Source organism: Pseudomonas sp. HOU2 (genome assembly GCF_040729435.1).
Classification (GTDB): Bacteria; Pseudomonadota; Gammaproteobacteria; order Pseudomonadales; family Pseudomonadaceae; genus Aquipseudomonas.
The window spans coordinates 4,554,994-4,570,431 of the sequence record NZ_CP160398.1; the positions used below are offsets into that span (position 1 = coordinate 4,554,994).

The 15,438-nt window shown below is 60.9% G+C and carries 16 protein-coding genes; 13 read left to right on the forward strand and 3 right to left on the reverse strand.

What is annotated here, in order from left to right; translation table 11 throughout:
* The first annotated feature begins 23 nt into the window (after positions 1-23).
* The 6 genes from lysS to ABV589_RS20515 all read left to right on the forward strand — a co-directional run bounded on the left by lysS (position 24) and on the right by ABV589_RS20515 (position 5,763).
* Positions 24-1,526, forward strand: coding sequence for a lysine--tRNA ligase (gene lysS, locus ABV589_RS20490; protein ID WP_041063265.1), 1,503 nt, complete (start codon positions 24-26; stop codon positions 1,524-1,526).
* A 105-nt stretch (positions 1,527-1,631) separates the two neighbouring features.
* A complete protein-coding gene (locus tag ABV589_RS20495) occupies positions 1,632-2,345 on the forward strand; it encodes a TetR family transcriptional regulator (protein WP_007964212.1) in 714 nt (237 codons plus the stop codon).
* A 149-nt stretch (positions 2,346-2,494) separates the two neighbouring features.
* Positions 2,495-3,052, forward strand: coding sequence for a hypothetical protein (locus ABV589_RS20500; protein ID WP_367083304.1), 558 nt, complete (start codon positions 2,495-2,497; stop codon positions 3,050-3,052).
* 24 nt (positions 3,053-3,076) lie between these two features.
* On the forward strand, positions 3,077-4,354 hold the full coding sequence (locus tag ABV589_RS20505) for a flavohemoglobin expression-modulating QEGLA motif protein (RefSeq protein WP_095667407.1): 1,278 nt from the start codon (positions 3,077-3,079) through the stop codon (positions 4,352-4,354).
* 177 nt (positions 4,355-4,531) lie between these two features.
* On the forward strand, positions 4,532-5,437 hold the full coding sequence (locus ABV589_RS20510) for an alpha/beta hydrolase (protein WP_367083306.1): 906 nt from the start codon (positions 4,532-4,534) through the stop codon (positions 5,435-5,437).
* Complete coding sequence (locus ABV589_RS20515; RefSeq protein ID WP_007964217.1) at positions 5,434-5,763, forward strand: hypothetical protein; 330 nt, start codon at positions 5,434-5,436, stop codon at positions 5,761-5,763. The genes ABV589_RS20510 and ABV589_RS20515 overlap by 4 nt, the downstream gene beginning before the upstream one ends.
* 144 nt (positions 5,764-5,907) lie before the next feature.
* Here ABV589_RS20515 and ABV589_RS20520 read toward each other — a convergent pair whose 3' ends face one another.
* The 3 genes from ABV589_RS20520 to ABV589_RS20530 all read right to left on the reverse strand — a co-directional run bounded on the left by ABV589_RS20520 (position 5,908) and on the right by ABV589_RS20530 (position 7,868).
* The gene (locus ABV589_RS20520; RefSeq protein WP_007964218.1) at positions 5,908-6,696 is read right to left on the reverse strand and encodes an OmpA family protein; all 789 of its coding nucleotides are present in this window, start codon (positions 6,694-6,696) and stop codon (positions 5,908-5,910) included.
* A gap of 56 nt (positions 6,697-6,752) precedes the next feature.
* On the reverse strand, positions 6,753-7,157 hold the full coding sequence (locus ABV589_RS20525; protein ID WP_007964219.1) for a DUF4398 domain-containing protein: 405 nt from the start codon (positions 7,155-7,157) through the stop codon (positions 6,753-6,755).
* Positions 7,158-7,523: 366 nt separating this feature from the next.
* A complete protein-coding gene (locus ABV589_RS20530) occupies positions 7,524-7,868 on the reverse strand; it encodes a hypothetical protein (protein WP_007964220.1) in 345 nt (114 codons plus the stop codon).
* Positions 7,869-8,081: 213 nt separating this feature from the next.
* On the opposite strand from ABV589_RS20530, the gene ppc reads away from it, so the two are divergent.
* The 7 genes from ppc to ABV589_RS20565 all read left to right on the forward strand — a co-directional run bounded on the left by ppc (position 8,082) and on the right by ABV589_RS20565 (position 15,436).
* Positions 8,082-10,712 carry a phosphoenolpyruvate carboxylase gene (gene ppc, locus ABV589_RS20535; RefSeq protein ID WP_367083309.1) on the forward strand — a complete coding sequence of 877 codons (2,631 nt, stop codon included), beginning with the start codon at positions 8,082-8,084 and terminating at the stop codon, positions 10,710-10,712.
* A gap of 289 nt (positions 10,713-11,001) precedes the next feature.
* Positions 11,002-11,649 carry an adenylate kinase gene (adk, locus tag ABV589_RS20540; protein WP_003222067.1) on the forward strand — a complete coding sequence of 216 codons (648 nt, stop codon included), beginning with the start codon at positions 11,002-11,004 and terminating at the stop codon, positions 11,647-11,649.
* A 93-nt stretch (positions 11,650-11,742) separates the two neighbouring features.
* Positions 11,743-12,417, forward strand: a complete 675-nt coding sequence (gene tsaB / locus ABV589_RS20545) for a tRNA (adenosine(37)-N6)-threonylcarbamoyltransferase complex dimerization subunit type 1 TsaB (protein WP_367083312.1) — start codon at positions 11,743-11,745, stop codon at positions 12,415-12,417.
* 285 nt (positions 12,418-12,702) lie between these two features.
* A complete protein-coding gene (locus ABV589_RS20550; protein WP_367083314.1) occupies positions 12,703-13,011 on the forward strand; it encodes a hypothetical protein in 309 nt (102 codons plus the stop codon).
* Positions 13,011-13,871, forward strand: a complete 861-nt coding sequence (locus ABV589_RS20555; protein ID WP_367083316.1) for a DUF72 domain-containing protein — start codon at positions 13,011-13,013, stop codon at positions 13,869-13,871. The genes ABV589_RS20550 and ABV589_RS20555 overlap by 1 nt, the downstream gene beginning before the upstream one ends.
* 33 nt (positions 13,872-13,904) lie before the next feature.
* Positions 13,905-14,741, forward strand: a complete 837-nt coding sequence (locus ABV589_RS20560; protein WP_367083317.1) for an isocitrate lyase/phosphoenolpyruvate mutase family protein — start codon at positions 13,905-13,907, stop codon at positions 14,739-14,741.
* Between the two features lie 2 nt (positions 14,742-14,743).
* Complete coding sequence (locus ABV589_RS20565; RefSeq protein ID WP_367083318.1) at positions 14,744-15,436, forward strand: extensin family protein; 693 nt, start codon at positions 14,744-14,746, stop codon at positions 15,434-15,436.
* Positions 15,437-15,438 lie beyond the last annotated feature (2 nt).

Below are 15,438 nucleotides of genomic sequence, written 5' to 3' on the forward strand. Positions count from 1 at the left end.
AACCTGATGGAATATCTGAAGACATGAGCGACCAACAACTCGACCCGCAAGCCCTGCAACAGGAAGAAAACTCCCTGATCGCCCTGCGCAAGGAAAAGCTGGCTGCCGAGCGCGCCAAGGGCAACGCCTTCCCGAACGACTTCCGCCGCGAAAACTACTGCGAAGACCTGCAGAAGAAATACGCGGACAAGACCAAGGAAGAGCTGGCCGAGGCTGCAATCCCGGTCAAGGTTGCCGGTCGCATCATGCTCAACCGTGGCTCGTTCATGGTGATCCAGGACATGACCGGTCGCATCCAGGTCTACGTCAACCGTAAAACCCTGTCCGAAGACACCCTGGCCGCCGTCAAGACCTGGGACATGGGCGACATCATTGCCGCCGAAGGCACCCTGGCGCGTTCCGGCAAGGGTGACCTGTACGTCGAAATGACCAACGTGCGCCTGCTGACCAAGTCGCTGCGCCCGCTGCCGGACAAGCACCACGGCCTGACCGACACCGAACAGCGCTACCGTCAGCGTTACGTTGACCTGATCGTCAACGAAGAAGTACGCCAGACCTTCCGCGTACGCTCGCAAGTGATCGCGCACATCCGCAGCTTCCTGATGAAGCGCGACTTCCTCGAAGTCGAAACGCCGATGCTGCAGACCATTCCTGGCGGCGCCGCAGCCAAGCCGTTCGAAACCCACCACAACGCGCTGGACATGGAAATGTTCCTGCGTATTGCGCCTGAGCTGTACCTCAAGCGTCTGGTGGTTGGCGGTTTCGAGAAAGTGTTCGAGATCAACCGCAACTTCCGTAACGAAGGCGTTTCGACGCGTCACAACCCTGAATTCACCATGTTGGAGTTCTACCAGGCTTACGCCGACTACGAAGACAACATGGACCTGACCGAAGAACTGTTCCGTGAACTGGCACAGCTGGTTCTGGGCAGCACCGACGTGCCGTACGGCGACAAGGTGTTCCACTTCGGCGAGCCGTTTGCCCGTCTCTCGGTGTTCGACTCGATCCTCAAGTACAACCCTGAGTTGACCGCCGATGATCTGAACGACATCGACAAGGCGCGCGCCATCGCCAAGAAGGCCGGCGCCAAGGTGCTGGGCTTCGAAGGTCTGGGCAAGTTGCAGGTGATGATTTTCGAAGAGCTGGTCGAGCACAAGCTGGAGCAGCCGCACTTCATCACCCAGTACCCGTTCGAAGTGTCGCCGCTGGCCCGTCGCAACGACGAGAACCCGAACGTCACCGATCGTTTCGAGCTGTTCATCGGCGGCCGTGAAATCGCCAACGCCTACTCCGAGTTGAACGACGCGGAAGACCAGGCCGAGCGCTTCATGGCGCAGGTGGCCGACAAGGACGCCGGCGACGACGAAGCCATGCACTACGACGCCGACTTCGTGCGGGCGCTGGAGTACGGCATGCCGCCAACGGCCGGTGAAGGTATCGGCATTGACCGTCTGGTGATGTTGCTGACCAACTCGCCGTCGATCCGCGATGTGATCCTGTTCCCGCACATGCGACCGCAAGCGTAAACGTTTCAGTTAAAAAGCCGCCTAAAACAGGCGGCTTTTTATTGCCTGTCTGGTACAAATGTATCAATTGGTTAATTTTGCAATAGCAGAGGAAGTCCAGTCGTGATGGTTGCAATCGCTCAAGAAGGTGCAGCGGGTATCGCCACTGCGGTCGCTGAAAGTGTTCAGTACCAGGGCCGCAAGGCCAGCCGACAGGGCAGTGAGCAGCGTCGACAGGACATTCTCGACGCGGCGATGCGCATTGTCGTGCGTGACGGCGTGCGCGCCGTGCGCCATCGGGCCGTGGCGGCCGAGGCCGGTGTGCCGCTGTCGGCCACCACCTATTACTTCAAGGATATCGATGACTTGCTCACCGATACCTTCGCCCAATACGTCGAACGCAGCGCGGCCTACATGGCCAAGCTGTGGATCAACAACGAAGGCCTGCTGCGCGAGATGGTCGTCAGTGGCGACGGCAGCCCCGAGTCGCGCTCGCAACTGGCGGACGATATCGCGCGGCTGATGGCCGACTATGTGCACCGGCAACTGGTCAACCGGCGCGAGCACCTGATGGCCGAGCAGGCGTTCCGCCAGGAAGCGCTGCTCAACCCGCGGCTGGCGGATCTGGTGCGCTCGCATCAGCAGATTCTGCTGCAGGGCACCTGCCAGTTGTTCCAGGTGCTGGGCTCGCGTGAACCGCAACAGGATGCCAAGGTGTTGACGGCGATTATCGGACGGATGGAATATCAGGGCCTGCTCAACGACGCCGAGCCATTGGCCGAACAGGACATGCTCGGGATTCTGACGCGGTATATGCATCTGGTCCTGGCTTCGGTCTGACTCAATACCTTGTAGGAGTGAGCCTGCTCGCGATAGCTGTCTGACATTCAACATCCCCGTTGGCTGACACTCCGCTATCGCGAGCAGGCTCACTCCTACAAGTGAAAGTGGTGATCGTCAGGGCGGGATATGTTCATAGGGAGTATTGAATGAAAGCCTGGCGTGGCGTGCTGATCGCCTTGTCGTTCCTGCTGCTCAGTGGCTGTCTGGTGACCTTCAAGGATCCGCTGCCTGCCAGTGACCCGGCGCCCAAGGGCCTGCTGGGCACGTGGGCGAGCACCAATGCCTGGGGCGAGCCGATGAACCTTGAGCTGAGCCGCGTCGGCAACGATCGCTATCAGGCCGTCACCTGGTTCAAGGCCCGGCCTCACGAGCGCGAGGCTTACCCGTTCACCGTGTCGCGCCATGGCAGTCGCTGGTACCTGTCGGCGAAAGTGCCGGCGCGTTACGGTGGCCAATACACCATCGCCGGTTTCGAACTCACCGACAAACACGAGTTGGTGGTGTACAACCTCGACCTCGAACAGATCAATCAGGCGATCAAACAGCGAGCCCTCGACGGCAAGGCTTTCCAGACTGAGGACGACGGCGACGGCGTGCAGGTCGACAGCAGCCTCGACAAGGTCTTTGCTTACCTCGACGATCCGGCCAATTCCGATGTATTCGTCGAAGCAGCGCGCTATCAGCGCCAGGCCCGCGCCAAATAATTCAGTTTTCTACAGGAGTTTCGGGTGGACGATTACCAGCAGACGATACGCACGCTGTCCGATCGCATTGTGCTGGCGCAGACGCCGATCCGCGTGCTCGATGCGGTGAAGTGGGACGAGAACATCCGCAAGGGCTTTCTCAAGGCCAAGGGCAAGGAAATGCCGGCGGTGGATCGCGACTACTACCTCAATCGGCCGCTGTCCTTCGATTCGAGCAAGGTCAAACTGGAATTCCAGAACATCGAGCGCGACATCACCCGCCAGCTCGGCCAGTTCAACCCGGTCGGGCAGATCATGCGGCGCATGTGCAAGGAATACCGCATGGTGGTGCGCATGCTCGAAGCGCGCGGCACCGAGGATTTCGGCCTGATCTCGCAAGAGCTGTACGGAGCCGCCTCCGACGCGTTCCACGCCGGCGACCCGACCCTGGCCGACCTCGGCCTGATGATGTCCGACTACCTGAACAACATCGATGGCCGTGGCGACCTGAAGGACGAGCCGAAAGTCCTCACCGCCAAGGACGCCGTGCACCTGCTGCAAACCCGTTTGAACAAGGTGTTTGGCGAGGCCGAGGAAACCATCCGGGTGTTCGAGTCCGACGGCATCGTTGCCGACGCGGCGGCGGGCGCCGACTACATCAAGATCCGCACCGACGCGCTGTTCAACGACCGCGACGTGCGCGCACTGGAAGTCCACGAAGGCCTGGTGCACGTCGGCACCACCCTCAACGGCTTGAATCAGCCGATCTGCACCTTCCTGTCCAAAGGCCCACCCTCGTCGACGGTGACCCAGGAAGGCCTGGCGATCTTGATGGAAATTATCACCTTCGCCTCCTACCCGAGTCGCCTGCGCAAACTGACCAACCGCACCCGTGCCATTCACATGGTCGAGGAGGGCGCGGACTTTCTGCAGGTGTTCGAGTTCTTCCGCGAGCAGGGCTTCGAAATGGCCGAAAGCTACGGCAATGCCAGTCGTGTTTTCCGTGGCTCGACGCCGACCGGTCTGCCATTCACCAAAGACTTGTCCTACCTCAAGGGCTTTATCATGGTTTACAACTACATTCAGTTGGCCGTGCGTAAAGGCAAGCTTGAGCAGGTGCCGCTGCTGTTCTGCGGCAAGACCACCCTGGAAGACATGCGTACCCTGCGGCAGTTGGTCGATGAAGGTCTGGTGGTGCCGCCGAAATACCTGCCGGAACAGTTCCGCGACATGAACGCGCTGTCGGCGTGGATGTGCTTCTCCAACTTCCTCAATCACTTGAGCCTGGACCGGATCGAGGCGGATTACTCCAATATCCTGTAGACCACACTCAAATCCTGTGGGAGCTGGCTTGCCAGCGATTGCATTCTGTCAGTCAATATTGATGTTGGCTGACCCACCGCTATCGCTGGCAAGTCGAATCGTCGCACCGCAGCTCCCACAGGGTTATTTGTTGACACAATTATTGTTTTCAACCCGAATTCTGCGAGGTTTCACCGGATGAGAATCCTCGGCATCCTTTGCCTGCTCCTGACCCTCGGTGGTTGCAGTTCGCTGTTGTTCTACCCCGAACCGGGCCAGATCTTCACCCCGGAAAAAGCCAAACTCGAATACCGCACCGTCACACTGGTCACGGCGGATGGCTTGAAGCTCAATGCCTGGTGGCTACCAGCCAAACCCGGCGTCGCAGTCAAAGGCACAGTCCTGCACCTGCACGGCAACGGCGGCAATCTGCCGATGCACCTCGGCGGCAGTTGGTGGTTGCCGAAAAACGGTTATCAGGTGCTGCTGGTGGATTATCGCGGCTATGGCTTGTCCGAGGGCAAACCGAGTCTGCCGGCGATCTATCAGGACATCGACGCTGCGTTCGCCTGGCTCGACAAGGCGCCAGAAGTCAAAGGCAAACCGCTGATCCTCCTCGGCCAGAGCCTCGGTGGTTCGATGGCCGTGCATTGGCTGGTGCAGCACCCCGAGCGGCAGAAGCAACTCAAGGCCTTCGTACTTGACGGTGTGCCCGCCAGTTACCGCAGCGTCGGCCAGTACGCGCTCAGCACCTCATGGCTGACCTGGCCATTCCAGGTGCCGCTGTCGTGGCTGGTGCCGGATGGTGACAGCGCGATCAACTCGATGCCGCAGCTCACGGGCGTGCCGAAACTGATCTTTCACAGCATCGATGACCCGCTGGTGCCGATGGCCAACGCCATCCGCCTGTATCAGGCTGCGCCGCCACCGCGCGTGCTGCAGCTGACCCGCGGCGGCCACGTGCAGACCTTCGGTGACCCGGTCTGGCGCCAGGTGATGCTGCGCTATCTGGAAGATCCCGAACACTTCAACGGCCTGCGCCGCCTCGGCGAGATCCCGAATTATCCGCAAGCCCCGAATTCTGAAGATGAGAGTCCGCAATGACTGAAGAACGTAACGCCATCCCGCTGATCATCACCGGTATCTGCAGCATCCTCGGCACGGTCGGGGCGCTGTGGTACTACGGCTACCTGCACTTCGCCAAACCCGAGGATGCGCTGCTGCTCAACGAATTCACCATGCTCAAGACCGTGCCGGGCGAAGACTACAAAGTCTCGCTGGACCCGGCGCCGCAAGTGGCGCAGTGCATTGATGGCGTGCTGGTGCTGTTCGACACCGAGCAGAAAGGCCTGACCGGGGTGCTGATCAATGCGCAGAAAAAAGCCGTGCGTTGCATGGGCCAGGAAACGCCGCAGAAACTTGAACCTTAAAAGCAAAAGATCGCAGCCTGCGGCAGCTCCTACAGGGAACGCATTCTCATGTAGGAGCTGCCGCAGGCTGCGATCTTTTGATCTTCAACAAAAAGCCCCGCCTGATGAGTGATCAGGCGGGGCTTTTGCGTTACCGCGTAATGCTTAGTTCGAGCTGACCGCCGAACGTGGCATCACTGGCTGGTTGTCGTTGGAAATGGTCACTTCCACACGACGGTTCATCGCACGACCCGAGACGCTGCTGTTATCAGCAACCGGGTATTCCTTGCCATAACCCTGCACCACGATGCGCGAAGGATCTACGCCCATCTTGATCAGCGCGACTTGTACCGAGGTCGCGCGACGCTCGGACAGCGACTGGTTGTACGAAGCGGCGCCAGTGCTGTCGGTGTAGCCTTCGACGATCACTTTGCGATCAGGGTTTTCCTGAAGGAATTGCGCCAGTTTGTTGATGTTCACCAGACCGCTGGATTTCAGGTCAGCCTTGTTGGTGGCGAACAGCACGTCACCGAAAGTCACCAGCGTACCGCGATCGGTCTGCTTGGCGTTCAGGCTCTGCTGCAGTTGCTTGATCTGCTGATCGCGAGCGTCCAGACGCGCCTGAGCACGTTGCGCGGCAGCGTTCTTCAGATTGTTTTCAGCGGTGCGCAGGGCGATGGTCTGCTTGGCCACTTCCACGCGCTGGTTGGTCAGGTAGGCCAGTTGGTCAACCTTGGCCGCGTCTTGCTTGTCCAGGTAAGCCTTGTCGGCCTTGTCCAGGTAGTCGCTGGCGTCCTTGGTTTCCAGGGCAGCGACTTTGCTCGCCTGTGGGTTGGCCTGCAGGCCGGCGTAGTTGGTGCGCGCCTGTTCCAGGTTCGGGTTAGGCGGAGTGGAGCAGGCAGCCAAGGCAACGCTTGCGGCCAGAAGAGCGGGGATCATCAGTTGCTTACGCATAATTTGTCGTCCTTTCTATCGATAAAAGTTTCAGCTTTGCGATTCGGGATGCGCGCTTACTGCACGGTGCGCTGACTTTCCTGACGCAGTTCCTGAACACCTTTCTGGGAATCCTTCACAGCCTGTTCGGCCTTGGCAGCCTGAGCCTTGCGTTCTGCTACGCGAGCGTCCCATTCGGCTTGCTCGGCGAGGGTGCGAGCCTGTTCATACTTCTTGTCGTGCATGGCGATTTCGGCTTGCTTGAGCTTGTCCTGAGCCTGCTTCATTTCCACTGCAGCGAACTCGGTACCACCGGCGCTGACGGCGCTGTTGACGGCCGATTGAGTCACGGCGTACTGCTCGGTCGGCGGGTTACCGGCGCAACCGGCCAGAACGAAGCTGGTACCGATAGCCAGAGCAGCCAGTTTCAGACCGCGCAGGTGGGAGAACGAGGTTTGGGTCTTCATGGTCTTCAACTCCATTGTTTAACTCCTGATAAAACCGAAAATCCATCCTGGTCGAGGAGCCGCAAGCGTCATGTGAAAGCGCGTTTTTGAAACGCTCGTTCCAGGCGTGGTTACAGCTTCCGACCGGAGGCGTTTTTCAAAAGTTCAGAAAAGATGGCCTATCGCCAAATTTTTTTTTGACCAAACGGACAAGGCTCTAAACCGGGAACTTTGGAGACGGGGAGAGGTACGCGCGGGGTAAAAGTGTACGATTTTTGAAGTTCAATGCAGCCAATGTGGGAGCGAGCTTGCTCGCGAATGCGGTGAATCAGTCGCTATCAATGTCGGCTGAAATAGCGCATTCGCGAGCAAGCTCGCTCCCACAGGTTGATCTTTGTTGTGTCAGTGCTTTTGCTTGCCGGCAGCAGTGGACAAATCCTGCAAATGCCGGCGCGACAGCGCCAGAAAACGCGGCGTCGGGCCGACATCTTCATACAGCGGATCGCCTTCTTCATCAGTCGCCACCACCGTCGAACCTTTCACATACGGCAGGCTCGCCTCGAACTCTTCGAGCGCGGCGCCGATCAGTTCGCCAAGCAGTTCTTCGGGGTGGCGTTTGGGGTACATCTCGGCAATCGCCGCCAGTCGCGCAGCGGCCTCGACGTCCAGATGAATCGTGTAGCCAGTGTCGGTCAGGCGACCCTTGGCGTTTTCTTCCCAATGCTGGGCGAGTTCACGGATTTTCATGATGACCTCATGTCACACCTGCTCATGGCAGGATCTGGTGAATGTCCGGCGGGGCCGGCGGCAAGCCGTTGTACGGCTTACTGTTGAGACTAGCTTCAGGCCGCAAGGTTTAAAGTCCCTTCGTCGTCTGCTTGTAAGAAGCGCCACAGAGCGGCACTCTCTGGGCAAAGCATTCGTTTCTGCGCCGTCCCGATTAACGCTGGAGAACTGCTGATGACCGATATTGATGCACGCTTGCGCGAGGACGTTCACCTGCTCGGTGAGCTGTTGGGCAATACCATCCGTGACCAGTACGGCGAGAAATTTCTCGACAAGATCGAGCAGATTCGCAAGGGCGCCAAGGCCGACCGCCGTGGCTCGATGGACGCCGAACTCAGCGCCAGCCTCAATCAGTTGAGCGAAGACGAACTGCTGCCGGTGGCGCGGGCGTTCAACCAGTTCCTCAACCTGGCGAACATCGCCGAGCAGTATCAATTGATTCATCGCCGCGAAGAGTCGCAACCGGCGCCGTTCGAGTCCCGCGTGCTGCCGGAACTGCTCGCCCGCCTGCGTAACGAAGGCCACAGCGCCGAATCGCTGGCGCGACAACTGGCGCGTCTGGAAATCGAACTGGTACTGACCGCGCACCCCACCGAGGTGGCGCGGCGCACCTTGATCCAGAAATACGACGCGATCGCTGCGCAACTGGCCGCGCAGGATCATCGCGACCTGACCAGCGCCGAGCGCGAACAGATTCAGAACACCCTGCAACGGCTGATCGCCGAAGCCTGGCACACCGAAGAAATCCGCCGCACCCGGCCGACCCCGGTCGACGAAGCGAAATGGGGCTTTGCGGTGATCGAACATTCGCTGTGGCAGGCGATTCCCAACCATATGCGCAAGGCCGATCAGGCGTTGTTTGCCGCCACTGGCCTGCGTTTGCCACTGGAGGCGGCGCCGATCCGCTTTGCTTCGTGGATGGGCGGCGACCGTGACGGCAACCCGAATGTCACGGCGGCGGTAACCCGCGAAGTGTTGTTGCTGGCGCGCTGGATGGCCGCCGACTTGTACCTGCGCGATGTCGATCACCTGGCCGCCGAGCTGTCGATGCAGCAGGCCAGCGACGCGCTCAAGGCCAAGGCCGGCGACAGCGCCGAACCTTACCGGGCGGTGCTCAAGCAATTGCGCGAACGCCTGCGCGCCACGCGCAACTGGGCGCATGCGTCGCTGACTGCGAGCACGCCGGCGCCGGCCGACGTGTTGCACAACAACCGCGATCTGCTCGATCCGCTGGAACTGTGTTTCAACTCGCTGCATGAGTGCGGCATGGGCGTGATTGCCGACGGGCCGTTGCTCGATTGTCTGCGCCGGGCGGTGACCTTCGGCCTGTTCCTGGTGCGCCTCGATGTGCGTCAGGATTCGACGCGACACAGCTCGGCAATGACCGAAATCACCGACTACCTCGGCCTCGGTCGCTACGAAGACTGGGACGAAGAGCAGCGCATCAGCTTCCTCACCCGAGAGTTGAGCAATCGTCGGCCCTTGCTCCCGGCGCATTTCAAACCGTCCGCCGACACTGCGGAAGTGCTCGCCACCTGCAAGGAAATTGCTGCGGCACCGGGCGCCTCGCTGGGTTCCTACGTGATCTCGATGGCGGGCGCAGCCTCCGACGTGCTGGCGGTGCAACTGCTGCTCAAAGAGTGCGGCGTACTGCGGCCGATGCGCGTGGTGCCGCTGTTCGAAACCCTCGCCGACCTCGACAACGCCGGGCCGGTGATGGAGCGGCTGTTGCTGTTGCCGGGCTACCGCGCAAGGCTGCAAGGCCCGCAGGAAGTGATGATCGGTTATTCCGACTCGGCCAAGGACGCCGGCACCACCGCGGCGGCGTGGGCGCAATATCGCGCGCAGGAGCGGCTGGTGGAGATCTGCCGCGAGCAGCAAGTCGAACTGCTGTTGTTCCATGGTCGCGGTGGCACCGTGGGCCGTGGCGGCGGTCCGGCGCACGCGGCGATCCTGTCGCAGCCGCCGGGGTCGGTGGCGGGGCGTTTCCGTACCACCGAACAGGGCGAAATGATTCGATTCAAATTCGGCCTGCCGGACATCGCCGAGCAGAACCTCAATCTGTATCTGGCCGCCGTGCTGGAAGCGACGTTGTTGCCTCCACCGCCGCCGACGCCCGAGTGGCGGCACCTGATGGATGAACTGGCCGCCGATGGCGTTGCCGCGTATCGCGCCGTGGTGCGGGAGAATCCGCAGTTCGTCGAATATTTCCGCCAGTCGACACCTGAGCAGGAGCTGGGACGCTTGCCTCTCGGCAGCCGTCCGGCCAAGCGCCGTGCCGGTGGGATCGAGAGCCTGCGGGCGATCCCGTGGATTTTCGGCTGGACTCAGACTCGTCTGATGCTGCCAGCTTGGCTTGGCTGGGAAACCGCATTGAGCAAGGCGCTGGAGCGCGGCGAGGGCGAGTTGCTCGGGCAGATGCGTGAGCAATGGCCATTTTTCCGCACGCGCATCGACATGCTGGAAATGGTCCTGGCCAAGGCCGACGCCGACATCGCGCTGTCGTACGACCAGCGTCTGGTCGAGCCGGACCTGCTGCCGTTGGGCGCGCAGTTACGCGACCTATTGTCGCAGGCGTGCGCAGTGGTACTCGGCCTGACCGGTCAGTCGCAACTGCTGGCACATAGCCCAGACACCCTGGAATTCATCCGTCTGCGCAACACCTATCTTGATCCGCTACATCTATTGCAGGCCGAGCTGTTGGCCCGATCACGGCAGCAAAATGTCGAGCAGGACAGCCCGGTGGAGCAGGCGCTGCTGGTGTCTGTGGCGGGGATTGCCGCCGGGTTGCGCAATACCGGCTAAGGTTTCTGCGCTGGCATCAGGCACCCGGTGCACAGGCCGGGTGCCGCTTTGTACACAGGCAGAAAGTGCCGTCAGGCGACAGTTAGTGATGGGGTTGCGACTTGGGTTACCGCTTCGTAAGGTCACGGCAGGCGCCGGTTTCTCCGACTTTTGGCGTCTTGTGTGGGCGCAGCCTGCTGTGTATCTTGATCAGCCTTTGGCCGTTTGTGCGGCCACGACCCGTTTTTTAAGATTGGCCCAAAGAGGCGAATCCCGTTGTTTTTTATATAAAAAATTGAGGAGCACATCGATGCGCGTCATTCTGCTGGGAGCTCCCGGGGCCGGTAAAGGTACTCAGGCTAAGTTCATCACCGAGAAATTCGGCATTCCGCAAATCTCCACCGGCGACATGCTGCGTGCTGCGGTCAAGGCCGGCACTCCGCTGGGCGTTCAAGCCAAGAGCATCATGGATGCCGGCGGCCTGGTGTCGGATGACCTGATCATCGCGCTGGTGCAGGATCGCATCGCTCAACCGGACTGCGCCAACGGCTTTCTGTTCGACGGTTTCCCGCGCACCATTCCACAGGCCGAAGCGCTGGTAACTGCCGGTGTCGAGCTGGACGCCGTGGTTGAAATCGCTGTTGAAGACGAAGAAATCGTGCAGCGTATCGCTGGTCGTCGCGTTCACGAGGCCAGTGGCCGCGTTTACCACATCGTCTACAACCCGCCGAAAGTGGCTGGCAAAGACGACGTCACCGGCGACGATCTGGTGCAGCGCAAGGACGACACTGAAGAAACCGTACGTCATCGCCTGTCGGTCTACCATTCGCAGACCAAGCCGCTGGTGGACTTCTACCAGAAGCTTTCCGCTGCCAACGGCAAGCCGAAGTACAGCCACATTCCGGGCGTTGGTTCGGTTGAAGCGATCACCGCCAAGGTGCTCGAAGCGCTGAGCTGAAAAAGCTGATCGGCTGCATCATCCACGGCCCGCTTGCGGGCCGTAGTTGTTTATACTGACGCACTTTTTCCACCACCTGTTTTGGATACATCGATGAGCACCTTGCTGGCCCTGGACACCGCGACCGAAGCTTGCTCCGTTGCCTTGCTGCATGATGGCAAGGTCACGAGCCATTACGAGGTGATCCCGCGTCTGCACGCGCAGAAGCTGCTGCCGATGATCCAGCAACTGCTGGCCGACGCCGGCACCACGCTGCAAGCGGTGGACGCCATCGCGTTCGGTCGTGGGCCGGGTGCGTTTACCGGTGTGCGGATCGCCATCGGTGTGGTGCAAGGTCTGGCGTTCGCGCTGGATCGTCCGGTGCTGCCGGTGTCCAACCTCGCCGTCCTGGCGCAACGTGCTTATCGCGAACACGGCGTGAGCCAGGTCGCGGCGGCTATCGATGCGCGGATGGATGAAGTGTATTGGGGCTGCTACCGCGAAACGGCTGGCGAGATGCGTCTGGTCGGCGTCGAGGCGGTACTGCCGCCGGAAGTGGCAGCGCTGCCCGCCGATGCCAGCGGCGAGTGGTTCGGTGCCGGGACGGGCTGGGGTTATGGCGAGCGGATTGCGGTCAACCTCACTGGCTTCGACGCCGGCATGTTGCCTCACGCCGAAGACCTGCTGGCCCTGGCGCGGTTTGCCTGGGAACGCGGCGAGTCGATCCCGGCCGATGATGCGCAACCGGTTTACCTGCGCGACAAAGTCGCCACCCCGAAGGCTCGCTGAGGCCTTACCTCTAGCGGGGACGCTTCTGTGGTGAGGGGATTTATCCCCGATGGGTCGCGAAGCGGCCCAAAAATCAGCGACTGCTTCGCAGCCGATCGGGGATAAATCCCCTCACCACAAAAGCCCTCCACAAACTCCGTGTCTTATTCCAAATTCTGCCAATCATCAGTTTCCATCCCCTCGCTTTAAACCTTTTGCGCTTTATGTGTTCTAGTTATCACTCGGCGGTTTGCTAAGTCGGTCAAGTGCCGCTAAATTGCCATCATCGATACCGAGCATGAAATTATGCGTATAGAGGGCCTTTCCTCTCAGTCCTACCCCATCAAGCGCAAGCCTCGCAAAGGCAATGTGGCGCTGGATGAATCCGTCGACGATATCGACGGCGAGCTGGAATTTCCGACTGAAGAGCAACTGGCCGCCCGCGCTGCCAAAGCCTCCGCACAACGCCTGGCCAATCTGCCCGCCCGTCAGCAAGACATGATTTATCACCGCGCCATGAGCAAAAGCGTAGCGATGGCCCTCGCCAGCTACCTGAGCACCGCCGGTTTTGTCGATTGGGATGCGGACGTGCTGGGCCTCGATCTGTACATCTGATGGATCTGCCTTACTACCTCGGTTGTCCGTCCTGGAGCGAAAACGCCTGGCGCGATTATCTGTACCCCGAAGATGCCAAGACCTCCGACTTCCTCGCTCTCTACTCCCAAGTGTTCAATGCCGTCGAAGGCAACACGACCTTCTACGCCAGCCCCTCGCCGGCCACCGTGCAGCGTTGGGCCGAGACCATGCCCGAACACTTTCGCTTCACCGCCAAGTTTCCCGGCGACATCAGCCACAGCGGTGACCTGCGCGATCAACTGACCGCCGCCGAAACCTTCGTAAATCTTCTCAGCCCGCTCGGCGAACGTGTCTCGCCGCTGTGGCTGCAACTGTCGAAAAGCTTCACCCCGCATCGACTGCCGGAGCTGACCGCGTTCATCGACGCGCTGGACCGGCCACTGGCGGTGGAAGTGCGTCACGAACAGTTCTTCGCCAAGGGCGAGAGCGAGCGTCTGCTCAATCGCCTGCTGCTGGAGCGTGGTGTGGAGCGCATCTGCCTCGATCCACGGGCGCTGTTCAGTTGCCTGTCGACCGAGTCTTCGGTGATCCACGCGCAGTCGAAAAAGCCCCGGGTGCCGACCCGCCCGGCGGCCTTCACCCAGTGCCCGCAAGTGCGCTTCATCGGCCACCCGCAGCTGGAAGCCAATGATCCGTTCCTGGTGCCTTGGGTGGCGAAAATCGCCGAATGGATCGAAGAGGGCCGCACGCCGTACATCTTCCTGCACACCGCCGACAACATTCTGGCGGCGAAGCTGGCGCAACGTTTTCACGCACAATTGATGCAACGTTTGCCTGGCCTGCCACCCTTGCCTGAGCTATACAGAGAACCCGCCGCCGAGCAACTTGGCCTGCTCTGAGGCGGATTTTTTTTCCTGCCCAGGAGCCTGCCGATGGACGCCCACGCCCTTCAAGAACAAGCCCGCAAAGCCCAGGCCTTCAAGGCCCTGCATGAAGGTGCGGGGATTTTCGTGATTCCCAACCCGTGGGATGCCGGCTCGGCGAAGATGCTCGCCAGTCTGGGCTATCAGGCGTTGGCGACCACCAGTGCCGGTTATGCGTTTTCTCAGGGTAAGGCCGACGGCGCCTTGAGCCTCGATGAGACTCTGGACAACGTCCGGGCGATTGTCGCGGCCACCGATCTGCCGGTGGCGGTGGATCTGGAAAACGGTTTCGCCGATGACCCGACCGAGTGCGCCAAAAGCCTGTTGCGTGTAGCCGAGGCGGGCGCGGTAGGCGGCTCGATCGAAGATGCCACGGGCCGTGCCGACGCACCGATCTACTGCTTCGAACACGCCGTGGCGCGCATCGAAGCCGCTGTCGCTGCGGTGCGCACGCTGCCATTTCCCTTCACCCTGACCGCTCGCGCGGAAAACTACCTGCACGGCAATCCCGATCTCAACGACACCATTCGCCGCCTGCAAGCCTTTGCCGAGGCGGGCGCCGACGTGCTGTATGCGCCGGGTTTGCGTAGCGCCGAAGAGGTGTTGGCGGTGGTGCGCGCGGTGGCGGCAAAACCGGTCAATGTGCTGATGTCCGGCGGTTTGAAACTGACGGTGCAGCAGCTTGAAGAGATGGGGGTGCGGCGCATCAGTACCGGTTCGGCCCTGGCGCTGGCGGCATTTGGCGAGTTCTTCCGCGCGGCTGAAGAGATCCAGCGGCACGGCACCTTCGGCTTTACGTCGCAGTCGATGCCGTACGCCAAGGCTAATCAGTTTTTCAAAGGCTGAGCATGGGTCGCTGGATCGCGCTGTCGCTACTGTTGATGATTGCTGGCGCCGTAGTCAGTGTCTGGCGCGGCTGGCTCGACGTGCCGGCCGAGTGGAACCCGTGGGCGCCGCTGGACGTGAAGGCCGCGCCGAACTGGCTGACCGGTTTCAAGCTGATGCGCCTGCGCGGCAATCCCGAATTATGCGCACAAGTCTTGAGCAACTCCGGTCTGCGCGTCACAGCGCAAGCCGACAGCCCCGACGCCAAGTGCCCGCTGATCGGCGCCGTGCGCGTGCAGGGCGGTGAGGTGGCGCTGAGCAGCAGCTTCCTCGCCAGTTGTCCGCTGGCGGTGGCTTACGCGATGTTTGAACGGCATACCCTGCAACCCGCCGCACAGTCTGCTTACGGGCAGAGGGTCGCGCGGCTTGATCACCTCGGCAGCTTCGCCTGTCGCAATGTCTATAACCGCGAGAGCGGGGCGCTCAGCCGCCACGCCAGTGCCGATGCGCTGGACATCGCCGGCTTCCGGCTGGCGGACGGACGCAGCATCAGCGTGCTCAAGGACTGGCCGAAACAGAATCAGGACGCACAGTTTCTGCGGCAGGTGCGCGATGGCGCCTGCGAGGCGTTCAGTGTGGTGTTGAGTCCGGATTACAACGCCGCTCACCGCAATCACTTTCATGTCGATGTCGGACGCTGGAGCGTGTGTCGCTGAGG

Coding starts and splice junctions, on each gene's coding strand:
- ABV589_RS20495 (WP_007964212.1), top strand. CDS start 1,632: ATGGTTGCAATCGCTCAAGAAGGTGCAGCGGGTATCGCCACTGCGGTC.
- ABV589_RS20550 (WP_367083314.1), top strand. CDS start 12,703: ATGCGTATAGAGGGCCTTTCCTCTCAGTCCTACCCCATCAAGCGCAAG.
- ABV589_RS20525 (WP_007964219.1), bottom strand. CDS start 7,157: ATGGAGTTGAAGACCATGAAGACCCAAACCTCGTTCTCCCACCTGCGC.
- ABV589_RS20515 (WP_007964217.1), top strand. CDS start 5,434: ATGACTGAAGAACGTAACGCCATCCCGCTGATCATCACCGGTATCTGC.
- tsaB (WP_367083312.1), top strand. CDS start 11,743: ATGAGCACCTTGCTGGCCCTGGACACCGCGACCGAAGCTTGCTCCGTT.
- ABV589_RS20500 (WP_367083304.1), top strand. CDS start 2,495: ATGAAAGCCTGGCGTGGCGTGCTGATCGCCTTGTCGTTCCTGCTGCTC.
- ABV589_RS20555 (WP_367083316.1), top strand. CDS start 13,011: ATGGATCTGCCTTACTACCTCGGTTGTCCGTCCTGGAGCGAAAACGCC.
- ABV589_RS20510 (WP_367083306.1), top strand. CDS start 4,532: ATGAGAATCCTCGGCATCCTTTGCCTGCTCCTGACCCTCGGTGGTTGC.
- lysS (WP_041063265.1), top strand. CDS start 24: ATGAGCGACCAACAACTCGACCCGCAAGCCCTGCAACAGGAAGAAAAC.
- ABV589_RS20560 (WP_367083317.1), top strand. CDS start 13,905: ATGGACGCCCACGCCCTTCAAGAACAAGCCCGCAAAGCCCAGGCCTTC.
- ppc (WP_367083309.1), top strand. CDS start 8,082: ATGACCGATATTGATGCACGCTTGCGCGAGGACGTTCACCTGCTCGGT.
- ABV589_RS20520 (WP_007964218.1), bottom strand. CDS start 6,696: ATGCGTAAGCAACTGATGATCCCCGCTCTTCTGGCCGCAAGCGTTGCC.
- ABV589_RS20530 (WP_007964220.1), bottom strand. CDS start 7,868: ATGAAAATCCGTGAACTCGCCCAGCATTGGGAAGAAAACGCCAAGGGT.
- ABV589_RS20565 (WP_367083318.1), top strand. CDS start 14,744: ATGGGTCGCTGGATCGCGCTGTCGCTACTGTTGATGATTGCTGGCGCC.
- adk (WP_003222067.1), top strand. CDS start 11,002: ATGCGCGTCATTCTGCTGGGAGCTCCCGGGGCCGGTAAAGGTACTCAG.